The sequence below is a fragment of the Chryseobacterium pennae genome, from assembly GCF_003385515.1.
Taxonomy (GTDB): domain Bacteria; phylum Bacteroidota; class Bacteroidia; order Flavobacteriales; family Weeksellaceae; genus Chryseobacterium; species Chryseobacterium pennae.
The window spans coordinates 16,299-28,801 of record NZ_QNVT01000017.1 but is presented as its reverse complement, the minus strand read 5'-3'; the positions used below and the strand labels follow the sequence as shown (position 1 = coordinate 28,801).

At 34.4% G+C, this 12,503-nt stretch carries 11 protein-coding genes; 4 read left to right on the top strand and 7 right to left on the bottom strand.

The features are described 5' to 3' along the window. Window position 1: 1 nt before the first annotated feature. Window positions 2-952 (bottom strand): bifunctional metallophosphatase/5'-nucleotidase, encoded by a 951-nt coding sequence (locus tag DRF65_RS16810; RefSeq protein WP_115971922.1) that lies wholly within the window; start codon window positions 950-952, stop codon window positions 2-4. Next, on the bottom strand, window positions 952-1,710 hold the full coding sequence (locus DRF65_RS16805) for a 5'-nucleotidase C-terminal domain-containing protein (RefSeq protein ID WP_115971921.1): 759 nt from the start codon (window positions 1,708-1,710) through the stop codon (window positions 952-954). Before DRF65_RS16805 ends, DRF65_RS16810 begins: the two co-directional genes overlap by 1 nt. Window positions 1,711-1,904: 194 nt before the next feature. On the opposite strand from DRF65_RS16805, the gene dapA reads away from it, so the two are divergent. The 4 genes from dapA (at window position 1,905) to DRF65_RS16785 (ending at window position 4,734) form a co-directional block, all read left to right on the top strand. After that, window positions 1,905-2,777 carry a 4-hydroxy-tetrahydrodipicolinate synthase gene (gene dapA / locus DRF65_RS16800; protein ID WP_115971920.1) on the top strand — a complete coding sequence of 291 codons (873 nt, stop codon included), beginning with the start codon at window positions 1,905-1,907 and terminating at the stop codon, window positions 2,775-2,777. Window positions 2,778-2,916: 139 nt separating this feature from the next. Then, window positions 2,917-3,420 carry a GNAT family N-acetyltransferase gene (locus DRF65_RS16795; RefSeq protein WP_115971919.1) on the top strand — a complete coding sequence of 168 codons (504 nt, stop codon included), beginning with the start codon at window positions 2,917-2,919 and terminating at the stop codon, window positions 3,418-3,420. A 293-nt stretch (window positions 3,421-3,713) separates the two neighbouring features. After that, a complete protein-coding gene (locus DRF65_RS16790) occupies window positions 3,714-4,295 on the top strand; it encodes a helix-turn-helix domain-containing protein (RefSeq protein ID WP_115971918.1) in 582 nt (193 codons plus the stop codon). Further along, on the top strand, window positions 4,288-4,734 hold the full coding sequence (locus DRF65_RS16785; RefSeq protein WP_115971917.1) for a response regulator: 447 nt from the start codon (window positions 4,288-4,290) through the stop codon (window positions 4,732-4,734). The genes DRF65_RS16790 and DRF65_RS16785 overlap by 8 nt, the downstream gene beginning before the upstream one ends. 593 nt (window positions 4,735-5,327) lie before the next feature. Here the strand turns inward: DRF65_RS16785 and recG are convergent. The 5 genes from recG to DRF65_RS16760 form a co-directional block, all read right to left on the bottom strand. Next, window positions 5,328-7,415 carry an ATP-dependent DNA helicase RecG gene (gene recG, locus DRF65_RS16780; RefSeq protein WP_115971916.1) on the bottom strand — a complete coding sequence of 696 codons (2,088 nt, stop codon included), beginning with the start codon at window positions 7,413-7,415 and terminating at the stop codon, window positions 5,328-5,330. A 150-nt stretch (window positions 7,416-7,565) separates the two neighbouring features. Then, window positions 7,566-8,099 carry a thioredoxin family protein gene (locus DRF65_RS16775; protein ID WP_115971915.1) on the bottom strand — a complete coding sequence of 178 codons (534 nt, stop codon included), beginning with the start codon at window positions 8,097-8,099 and terminating at the stop codon, window positions 7,566-7,568. Between the two features lie 41 nt (window positions 8,100-8,140). Further along, window positions 8,141-9,616, bottom strand: a complete 1,476-nt coding sequence (locus DRF65_RS16770; protein ID WP_115971914.1) for a peptide MFS transporter — start codon at window positions 9,614-9,616, stop codon at window positions 8,141-8,143. A 23-nt stretch (window positions 9,617-9,639) separates the two neighbouring features. After that, window positions 9,640-10,632 carry a PDDEXK nuclease domain-containing protein gene (locus tag DRF65_RS16765; protein WP_115971913.1) on the bottom strand — a complete coding sequence of 331 codons (993 nt, stop codon included), beginning with the start codon at window positions 10,630-10,632 and terminating at the stop codon, window positions 9,640-9,642. A 59-nt stretch (window positions 10,633-10,691) separates the two neighbouring features. After that, window positions 10,692-12,446: a peptide MFS transporter gene (locus DRF65_RS16760; RefSeq protein WP_115971912.1), complete on the bottom strand. Its 1,755-nt coding sequence runs from the start codon at window positions 12,444-12,446 to the stop codon at window positions 10,692-10,694. Window positions 12,447-12,503 lie beyond the last annotated feature (57 nt).

Sequence of the window (12,503 nt, the reverse complement as noted above, 5' to 3'; positions counted from 1 at the left end):
GTTATGCTATTATGCTGCTATCTATTGCCTGGTTATTCCAGGAAATATGCTTTATGTTTTTGTTTGTATCAAAATAAAAATCTATTCTACCTAAAAGAAGTCCTGCCCATCCTACTTGGTTGACAAGAACATTTTTGCCCTGTCTGTTGGTAAATGTTTGAGGTTCCGGTAAGAATGTATGGGTATGGCCACCCAGAATGATGTCAATATTTTCTGTATTGGCAGCCAGAATTTTATCACTTATCTTATTAGGCTCATCCTTGTAATCATATCCGATGTGCGAAAGACAAATAACAAGATCACATTTCTGGTCTTTTTTCAAAAATTCTGAATAATGCTGTGCTACTTCAATTGGGTTAGAATAAACCGTTTCGGCATATTGCTTTTTACCTACCAGACCATCCAGCTGGATTCCTACCCCAAAGATCCCGACTTTGATTCCGTTTTTGTCGAAAATCTTATAGGGAGAAGTTTTTCCGTCAAGAATGGTATTTTTAAAATCATAATTAGAACAGATAAATGGAAATTTTGCATTCGGAAGAACTTTTAAAAATCCGTCCAATCCATTATCAAAATCATGATTTCCCATAGTAGAAGCGTCATACTTCATCATGGACATTAATTTGAATTCCAGCTCCCCGCCAAAAAAATTAAAATAAGGGGTTCCCTGGAAAATATCTCCTGAATCAAGAAGTAATACGTTACTTTCCTGATTTCTGATTTGTTGAATTAAATGAGCTCTTCTTGCAAAACCACCCTGATTGGGGTTTTTTGTGTAGCTTGTATCGAATGGCTCTATTCTGCTGTGCTGGTCGTTAGTGTGAAGAATGGTCAGTTTATTTGCGGACTTTAAGTTAAGAATGTTTAATTCTTCCGCCATCATCATATTGGGAGCTAAAGCTACTGCCAAAGATCCACCACCTATTGCTTTTAAAAAACTTTTTCTATCCATTACTTTTTACCAATAAAATTTAAACGAACATCTGTAGGAGAAACGATTTCAGGATTTTTTCTGAAGTAATCAATATACAAGTCCCTAAGTTTAATGCCTGTAGGAATAGATTCCCCTTTTGCAAAGAAACTCATATTATCACCTCCCAGAGCAAGATAGTCTGAAGTCGCAATATAGTAGTCTTTGTTGGGATCCACTTGTTTTCCGTTAATTAAAGATTGAGTTAACTGTCCGTTTTTGGTTTCAATATATAAGTGAGAGACCGGATTGTTGACCTGCGTTTTTGCATAATATTGAAAAAGTCCCGGCAAATCAGCTCCTTTCATCTTTACAATGATCAGTTCGTTTTCGAAAGGCATTACTTCAAAAAGATTTTTGAGCATGATATCACCTTTTCCAATAGTAGTACGAATACCTCCGATATTGATCAAAGCAGCATCTACATTTTGTTTAAGATGAGTCTTCGTCCATTCATCACCGCCTTCAAGAGTATAGTCTGCTAAAAGATTCCCCAGATTGCTGTTATCCCCCTGTTTGGTAAGATCTGCATTGGTGTGGGAGATCTTTTGGTTCATCTCTTTATCCAGTTTCAGCTTATAGGGTTCAATAAACTTTACAAACTCCTCATCATTTTTTAGCTCATTATTAATAGAAATATTTTTCTGAGTCTTTACATTCACAAGCTGCGGCACAGAAGCCGTTTTGCATGCTGTGAGAGAGACCAGAACAATTCCTAATAACAAGAATTTATTTTTCATATGCTGCAAATTATTTTTATAAGGTCATATGTAATCGCCGGCTCTTTCTGAGTTTTTTGTAAACAATTTCGGGTATGGCAATTTCATACTATCTTTTAGTATATGCAAATATAACTATATGTATAATAAAACATTATTATTTATTGTAAATTCTTACGGTAAATGATTAAATTTGACAAAAATAATTCGAACAGATGAGCATTTTAAAAGGAGTAGGTGTTGCATTGATAACACCCTTTAATGAAGATTTATCCGTTGACTTCGACAGTTTAGCAAAACTTGTTGAATATAACATTGAGAACGGAACCAATTATTTGGTAGTATTGGGAACTACGGCAGAAGCCGCAACGCTTTCTGACGAAGAGAAGAAACAGGTAATTGAGCATATCATTAAGGTGAATAATAAACGTCTTCCTTTGGTTTTAGGAATAGGCGGTAATAATACTCTTGAGGTCAAGAAGCAGATCGAGGAAGCAGATCTTTCTGCATTTGAGGCAGTCCTGTCAGTATCTCCATATTACAATAAACCGAATCAGGAAGGTATTTATCAACATTATAAAGCCCTAGCTTCCACAGGGAAAAATATTATCATTTATAACGTTCCTTCCAGAACAGGGCAGAATGTAGAGGCTGATACTACGGTCCGTCTTGCAAGTGAATTCCCGAACCTATTCATGATTAAGGAAGCTGCACCCAATATCCTGCAGTATTTTGATATCCTGAGAAAGAAACCGGAAGGCTTTTCATTAGTTTCCGGGGATGATGAATTTACTGTTCCGGTAACATTGGCAGGTGGAAACGGAGTGATATCAGTAATCGGGCAGGGGTATCCGAAAGAATTTTCAACCATGGTACAATTCGCTCTTGAAGGTAAAGTGAAAGAAGCATATGAGATCCACAATAAATTAGTTGAAATTACACGTCTCATTTTTGCAGAAGGAAATCCTTGCGGTATTAAAGTGGTATTAGCAGAGAAGGGAATTATCAAAAACTATCTTAGACTTCCTTTAGTTGCTGCATCAGAAGGGCTTTATGCTAAAATTAAGGCTGAAATGACCAAAATCTAATGAATGGAAATGATAAGAGTTGATATTGATTTTTTACCATTTTCAATTACTTTACAAGCATATCCGTTTACGATAAATAAATATAACAAAGTGAAAAGTTCCAACTTTTCACTTTTTTTAATCATAATGTATATAAAATATGAAATTAATAAAAGCTACAGGAGAAGATATCCCACTGATTCAGGATCTTGCTAGAAGATCATGGGTAATTGCGTATGCAGAGATACTCTCAGAAGAACAAATGGAGTATATGCTTTCTGAAATGTATTCGGAACAGGAAATTGCAAGCCATTTAGAAAAACCTGATTATCACTATTATCTTATTGCAGATGAACATAATGATTCTTACGAAGGATTTATCGGGTATGAACACAATTATGAAGATAGGACCACCAAACTGCACCGCATTTATCTGGTTCCGGAAAGTAAAGGAAAAGGATTTGGGAAAGGTGCCCTTCGGTTTTTAAATGAAAAAGTTTCTGAAAATGGAAACAAAAGAATTATCCTCAATGTCAATAAAAATAATGCTGCCAGAAAATTCTATGAGTCTCAGGGCTATACGGTATATGATGAGGGTGTTTTTGATATTGGAAACGGGTTTGTAATGGACGATTATTTAATGGAATTTCTAATTCACGAATAATTGACTTAAAATTTTGTAACTTTACCTTGTAATTCTATAACAGGTGATTTCTTTTTTTAGATCATCTTTGTTTCAGAACCAAATCACTTATAACAATACATTCATATGCTTGGTTTTGAGCTGACATAGCTTTTTATCAGTATATTTTTTTCATCCTTAGTGTTTAAATTCCTGTATTTTCGGATACAGGAGTTTTTTTGTATATATATTATGTTAAAAAAAAGTCTTCTATTTCACATTTACTTGAAATAAATTATTATATTTACTAAAAATATAGGCTTACTTATACCAGGATGAAAATGTACGTTAAATTTGATTTCAATGCTCTTTGTAAAAAGGTATTGGAAGAAAAACTGAAGGAGCACGGGCTTATATACCGGTTGCTGAACTTCGGCGAGGTGGAGTTCTATGAACCTTTTACTCAGGAACAGCATAATCTTTTCAAGAAAAATCTTGGTGATTATGGTATTGAGATCATAGAAAGCCAGAAAACGGCTTTGGTACAGAAAATAAAAGATGCCATTGTGGAACTTGTCTTTTCTGAAGAAATTATTCCCGTGAAAGCATCCATTTATATTTCTGAAAAACTGAATCACAGCTATGGATATCTTTCCAATCTATTTTCAGAAGTTGCTTATACTTCCATAGAGAACTTTATTATTCTCCAGAAAATAGAGCATGCAAAAGCTCTGATTATAAGAAATAAACAAAGCCTTACCGAAATTGCCCATAAGCTGAACTATTCCAGTGTGGCCCATTTAAGTACTCAGTTTAAAAATACGACAGGAATTACGCCCTCACAGTTTCAAAAGATCATTGGCAAAAGAAGAAGAGCCCAAAGCATGGTAATAAACCCTAAAATGCAGTATGAATAAAGAATTTCTGAACGTAATTGTAGCAGATAACGATGAAAACACCTTAATTTTTTTTAAAAATATATTTAAAGAGCTGAAGATCTCTATAAAAGTTCAATGTTTCAGTAGCGGAAAAGCTCTGATGGAATATCTGAATAATGATGATGCTGTAGTTCCCGAAATTGTTTTTATTAAGTACTCTATTCCTGAAAAAAGCAGTGTAGAATGTATTGATGAAGTGAAATCCAATCCAAGGTTCTGTAATATGGTGACGGCCATTTATGATGATGAAATCACTGAAGATGAAATTGAAGAAGCCTTCGTAAAAGGCAACAATATCTGTATGAAGAAACCTTCAGATTTTGGAACTTTAAAAAAGGTCCTTACAGAAGTTATTACCATAAACTGGCAATATCACACTTCGGGATTGAATAAAGAAAATTTTATTCTTAAAGTATGATAAACAGATTGTTTTTGTTTTTCATTTAAGAGAAACAAAAGATATTTAATACACAATATTCACTATGAAGTGAAAATTTTATAACTAATAATTAAAATAATATAAGAAAGAAGAACAGTAATATCCGGACATTTGTAAATGTAAACTTAGTGACACAAATTTAATTATATACATGAAGATACAGATGAATGAATGGGAATTGTTTCTGCATAATAATATATAAATAACGATGTTAACAAAATGGATTATGTTCATTTCCAATTTTAAAGCATAGAAGATCTTTAAACAAAACGGTACAATCATGAAAACTTGAAATAGTTGGAGATATTTTTTATTCGTTTCATTCCCTCATCTCCACCTAGACACAGTTAGTTTTTATAATAAGCAAGTTGGAAAAATAATTCATTTTGTTATTTTATAATTTATTTTAATAGTGAAGGTTTATCTCCAAGTAATATATAGATATTTTCACACCACATCACAAAATATTAAATCTAGCTATTAAAATAAATTTTTTAAACAGATCAAAAGTAATTTCTTCTAAATAACAGTTTTATAAGGGGACCGCAGGAAATTTTTTCTGCGGTTTTTTTTTATGAAATTTTACTCCATTTATTTTTCCCTTTATAGTACTTTATGTAGTAATTTTTAATCATCAGATTATCTTGTCTTGCCAGCATCGGATCGGCTTCAAGAATTCTATCAACGGTATTTTTTGTTGTTTTAATAATGGCAGAATCATTAATAAGATCCAGTCTTTTAAAATCAACCACACCACTTTGCTGGGTTCCCAGAATATCACCGGGACCACGAAGCTGCATATCCACTTCAGAAATTTTGAAACCGTCATTAGTTTCTGTCATTGTTTTGATACGGGTTCTGCTTTCTTTAGATAATTTATCAGAAGTCATCAGGATACAGTAGCTCTGTTCAGCACCTCTTCCTACACGTCCTCTGAGCTGATGAAGCTGTGAAAGTCCAAATCTTTCAGAACTTTCAATGACCATTACAGAAGCATTGGGAACATTTACCCCTACCTCAATAACGGTAGTGGCAACCATGATTTCTGCCTTTCCTGAAGCAAAATAAGCCATAGCAGCATCTTTTTCATCCGGCTTCATTTTTCCGTGCAGCATGGTAACATTGTAGTCGGAGAAAAAATCCATGACATGTTCCAATCCTTCCATCAGATTTTTATAATCTAATGTTTCAGACTCCTCAATCAACGGATACACAAAATAAACCTGTCTTCCTTTCTTGATTTCATCTTTACAGAAATTATATACATACAATCTGTCTTTTTCACGTCTGTGAGCTGTAATGATCGGTTTTCTTCCTACAGGCATTTCATCAATTACAGAAACATCCAGATCAGAATAAAAACTCATTGCTAATGTTCTTGGAATTGGTGTAGCCGTCATCACCAGAATATGAGGCGGAATCTTATTTTTGGCCCAAAGTTTTGCCCGTTGTGCTACCCCGAATCGATGCTGTTCATCAATAATAGCCAACCCAAGGTTTTTAAATTTAACCTTATCCTCCAACACAGCATGCGTTCCCACAAGAATAGAAAGCGTACCGTTTTCAAGCTCTTCGTGAATAATTCGTCTTTCCTTTGCTTTGGTAGAGCCAGTCAGTAACCGGACATTGATTCCTGTTTTTTCAAGTAAATCTTTTATTCCGTTATAATGTTGCTGGGCAAGAATTTCGGTAGGAGCCATCATGCAGCTTTGAAAACCATTGTCCATCGCAATAAGCATCGTTAGTAAAGCTACCATGGTTTTCCCTGAGCCTACATCACCCTGTAAAAGCCTGTTCATCTGAATCGGCTTTTTCATATCCATCCTGACCTCCTTTAAAACTCTTTTTTGAGCACCGGTAAGTTCGAACGGAAGATAATTTTCATAGAAATCATTGAAATAGTCTCCTATAATAGGAAAAGGGTTGCCGTGTGACTGGGTTTTATGATGAAGTTTTTTTAAACCGTATCCCAACTGAAAAAAGAATGATTCTTCAAATTTCAGTCTGAAATCTGCTTGGTCAAAATGTTCTAAATCCTTTGGGAAATGTACATTCAGAAAAGCATGTTGTCTGGACATGAATTTGAATGTTTTCATCAGATATTCAGGAAAGTTTTCTTCAATAAGATTCGGAATTTCCCTGCAGATATTTCTTAGAGCATTCTGAAAGAACCTTTGATTGAGTCCTCTTTTGGTCAGTTTTTCAGAACTTGGATAAATAGGCTTAAGCCTGACTTCTCCTTCCTTTTTTTCTTCAACCTCAATCTCAGGATGTGGCATGGAAAATTGACGGTTGAAAACATTAATTTTTCCGAAAATATAAACTTCGCGGTTAATAGGAAGCTGTTCCTTCAGCCATTTGGAATACTGAAACCATACAAGATCCATACTTCCCGTATCATCATTGAATTTAGCGGTCAGTCTTTTAGTTTTTCCGGTCTGAATCTCCTGAACCTGGGTAATTCTTCCTTTAAACTGGATTTCCTGGCTGGTTTCCTCATGGAGTTGGGAAACCTTGTAGAGTTTACTTTTATCCAGATAGCGGATAGGGTAGAAGTTCAGCATGTCTTCTACAGTGGATAATCCCAACACGCTTTTAATGAGTTTGGCTCTTTCCGGACCTATTCCTTTTACATATTCTATGGATGTTTCTAAAGTCATTTCTTAATCTGAGGCCCGAATTTCGGGAATCGAATATTGTATGAAAAACAAAGGTTCGAATTTCGGGAAAATAAAAAAGACTTCCAAAAAAAATTGAAAGTCTTAAGTTGTATAAGAAGATAATTCAAAGTTTGAGATCTGAATTACGTACTAATCTTTTATTTTAGATTTGAACTTTTTCTGGTAATCTTCCCACTGCTCTCTGGTACGGATCTTTTTAAAGAGGTCCTTTGAGATCAGTTCCAGGTAAGGTTCCAGTTCCTTGGCAGATAATTCTCCCTGAAGAATTGTAATAGGATCACCGTGTTCATCCAGAAATACAGTACTTGGAACAGCACCTACATTCATATATTGAGTAAATTCATGTAGAGAGTTTCGTCCTTTTTTCTGTTCTGTATTAGGATTGGAAAATGTTCTTCCAAAAATTTCAATACTCTTTTTTTCTTCTGCATTAAATTTTACAGGATAAAAATTCTCATTTAAAATCTGAGCAAGTACTGGATGTCCGTAAGTTTTTTTATCCATGATTTTACATGGCCCGCACCAGTCTGCATAAAAATCAATAAGAATCTTTTTAGGATTTTCTTTCTGTGCTTTCAGAGCTTCATCAATAGTCATCCATTTAGTTTGTGCAAAACTAAAATTTAATAATAATAAGAGAACTATGCTTAAAATTTTCTTCATAATTTGACATTTACGTAAAAATAAGCATAATTACTTATTTTCTATTTTACATCCTGCATTAATTTTTTCACGAGTGAAGATAGCAATATTAATACCACTCCGGCAACTAATGCATAAATACCCAGTGTTTTATATCCATCTGTATAAGCCAGTAGTTTACTCATATTAGTATTTCCTGTATTGGATTCAGATAAACTTGCTCCAATTTTTCCGGCAGCAAACTGTCCGAATGCACTTGCTAAGAACCATAACCCCATCATCATTCCAAACATTTTTTTAGGAGATAATTTGGTAATGATAGACATCCCGATCGGACCTAAGCACAATTCTCCGAAAGTAATAACAAGCCATGTAAAAGTAAATAAGTTAAGTGAAGATTTTCCATCTGCACCTGCAAAATATCTCAGACTATAAAATAAGAAGAACCCTGCAGCCAAAAATAAAAATCCAATTCCAAATTTATTAACAGTATTCGGTTCTAATTTCTTTTTATTCAAACCTACCCAAGCTAAGCCTATAAGTGGGCTGAAAATAATGATGAAGAAAGAATTGGCACTGTTATTAATGACATTAGGATCCATTCCAAAGCCCAGTAGACTGTGTACAAGGTTGTCTTTTGCAAATAAAGATAAAGACCCTCCACTTTGTTCATAAATAGAATTGAAAACAAAATACATGAATATAAACACAAATGCAGCAATCAGTTTCTTTTGGTAAGCTGAAGTCTGTTTTAAAGTTTCCATGATGAAGTAACCTACAGCTGCAATACCAATAAGATACATGAAATAATCTGTAAAACTTGTATTTTTAACCATGATGAAGATAAGTGGCATGCTTAATAATGCTCCAATATATACCAATACTTCACGTAATGTTCTCTTTGATTTAGGAATGAACTGCAATGGTGAATCACCAATTGGGCCTAATGTTTTTCTGGTAGCAAAAAATGTAATAAGACCTAAGAGCATTACTACAGCAGCTGCCAGGAAACACCAAGACCAGGAATGATATTTTCCAAGATAAACACATAGAGCTCCACCTAGAAGACCTCCAATATTGATTCCGGCATAGAAAAGGCCGTATCCGGCATCTCGTCTTGGGTCATCCTCTTTATAAAGTTCTCCAACCATAGATGAGATGTTAGGTTTAAAAAATCCGGTACCTATAATAGAACAGGTAATCCCGAAATAAAAGAAGTCATGGGGAGAAAAGGCTATAATAAGATTTCCAATGGACATAATGATTCCTCCAAAAACCAAAGATTTTTTGAAACCTAATATTTTGTCCGCAAAAATACCTCCGATAAAAGTAAATGCATAAATAAAAGCCTGTATGGCTCCATATTGTAAATTAGCTTTGTCTTCCAGTAATCCCAATTGATCTACCATGAAAATGGTAAGAACTCCTCGCATACCATAAAAGCAGAAACGTTCCCACATTTCTACGGTGAATAAGGTCCAAAGCTGCTTTGGATATTTTCCTTTAAAATTTTGTATTTCTTCTAGAGTTAAGCTCATAACGATATATGATTAATTTTTAATTAAGGGTTTTTATTTTCCTGATCCAGTTCAAAACGGATTCTGTCCTGGTCGATGATTTGTTTTAATTCTTCTTCTTTTGGGAGGTACAGCAGATATTTGCTTGCAAATAAATTATTTTTATCATTAAGTACCGAATATTTTACAATGGTTTCATCCTTTTCAGAACAAAGTAAAATACCAATTGTTGGATTGTCTCCTTCACCTCGTTTCAGATCATCATACATTCTTACATACATATCAATCTGCCCGATGTCCTGATGAGAAAGTTCCCCGGTTTTAAGGTCGATAATGACAAAACATTTTAAGATATAATTGTAGAAAACAAGATCAATATAAAAGTCTGAAGTATCCGTGGAAATATGTTGTTGTCTTGCTACAAAAGCGAATCCTTTTCCAAATTCCAGTAAGAATTTCTGAATATGATCTATGATGGCGGTTTCAATTTCTTTTTCTGAAAACTGTTCATTGGCTTTTAAACCCAGAAACTCAAAAATATAGGGATCTTTTAAAACACTGTGGATGCTTTCAGTTGGAGATTTTTTATGCTCTAGAACTCTTTCGTAGGCCAGGGAACTGATTTGTCTTTTTAAGTCCCTTACATTCCAGTTATTTTGTGCTGCTTCATTAAGATAATATTGTCTCTTATTCTTATCATCCTGGCTTGAGAGCAGTCGGTAATGAGACCAGCTCAATTGTTGAGACAGTGTGTCAACAATTGGAAAAGCAATGTAAAACTTACGCATATTAGAAAGGTTTGTGTAATCAAAGCCTTTTCCAAACTCTAAAGTAAGCTTCTGAGAAAGATTTTTTAGAGTATATTTTCCATATTCTGCCCGTTCTTTTCCCTGTTGTTCATCTTCAACTATTAGTTTTCCGATCTGCCAATACGTAAGCAGTAGTGTAGAATTCGCTATTCGAAAAACCTTTTCGCGCGACTGTCTAATGATATCCTTTACGGATAGGAATAAAGAATCTTCGGAAATTTCCATCATACGAAAATAAAAAAAACCTCCGACTTAGCAGAGGTTTTATTCATATTTTGTTAATGCAGTTAGTTTACACCGTGCATCATTTTCTTTAAGATAGGTGAAAGTAAGCCTAAGATTACAGAAGCAATACCACAAAGTACAACGAATACCATGAAGAATTCAAATAAGTTATGAATCTCAAATCCTACAAAAGTAGGGTTGTGTAATGGTAGCTGAGCCTTTTCAAATGCTGCAACCTGATCTGTAGTAAGAGTTACTTTTTTATCTAAAACATCCTGTAAGTTTACCCCAATTTCCTGAGCTTTCTTAAACTTATCACCTGTTGCAGGAATAAGTGCTCCTAATGAACCTGCCAGAGCATATCCGGCAGCATTGGAAATAAAGAAAACACCATATAATAAAGAAGCAAATCTTTTTGGAGCTAATTTACCCACCAAAGAAAGTCCGATTGGAGATAAACAAAGCTCACCACAAGTTTGAATGAAGTATAAAAGCATTAACCATTTGATGGCTAATAGACCTGAATTTCCTAAATCTTTAACGTTATGTGCGATGATAAAATAAGAAAGAGCAATTAAAGCTAATCCCATTGCTTGTTTGAATGGAGATACCGGCTCTTTCCCTTTTGCTCTCAGTTTATCCCAACATAAACTGAAAGGAACTGCTAACAGAACTACGAAAATACCATTAAAAATCTGAACCATTGAAGGAGGCATATTCCAGCCAAAAATATTTCTGTCTGTCTGGTTATCCGCAATAAACGTTAATGAAGACCCTGCCTGTTCAAAAGCAGCCCAGAAAAAGATAATGAAGAATGAAACAATATAAATTACCCAGATTCTCTGTCTTTCAATTTTATTTTCAGCAGAAGACATGATAAGAAATGCTAAGGAAATACCAGCAGCATAGATAAATGGATATATGATTCCTTTAATCATTTGCCCCATTTCCACTGAGTTAAATCCGAATTCTCCTACCAATAAATATCTGAATATAAAGAATAGAACAACAAATATAGCTACAGTTGCTCCTAAGAATCCCCCTGAGAATTTTGCTGTCTGAGATTCTCCTTCTTCAAAATCTGCAGTTGAATTGTTCTTCGGTAATCCTCCGATAGGTCTTCCCTCAGGCGTTACTACATATTTATTTTTAAGAATAAAGAATGTTACAGTTCCGATTACCATTGCAATTGAAGCTGCTAAGAATCCCCATTTGAAAGCAAAAATATCTCTTACTCCAGTGGTAGCATCTTTCACATCTCCTACGTAAGGACAGATAAACTGACCTAAGAAGGCTCCGATATTGATCCCCATATAGAAAATGGTGAAAGCAGAATCCAGTTTGGATTTTTCCTGTTTCGGATAAAGGCTTCCCACCATTGATGAAATGTTCGGTTTGAAAAAACCATTACCAAAAATGATAACAAATAAAGCCAGCCACATAATAAGCTTAGCACTTCCAATATCTGTAGAGAACGTTGATGCACTGATGAATAATAGAAACTGACCAATGGCCATAAGTGATCCCCCTACGATAATTGCAAATCTGTTTCCAATGTATTTATCTGCAATAAATCCTCCCAAAAGCGGAGTTAAATAACATAAAGCTAAAAATCCACCATAGATAATGGCTGCATCTGCTTCTTTTATCAATAAGGAATTTACCATAAAGAGCGTCAAAAGTGCTCTCATTCCATAAAAGTTGAAACGCTCCCACATTTCCGTTCCGAATAGAACCCATAATCCTTTTGGATGTCTGGAATTCTTATTCTCTACCAATTCATCCGGTTTCGGACTTATTGCTTCAATATTATCCATTTTTATTCTATTGTTAATTTTTGTTAAGACTGACAAATATAGTTTATTTTGGGTTTT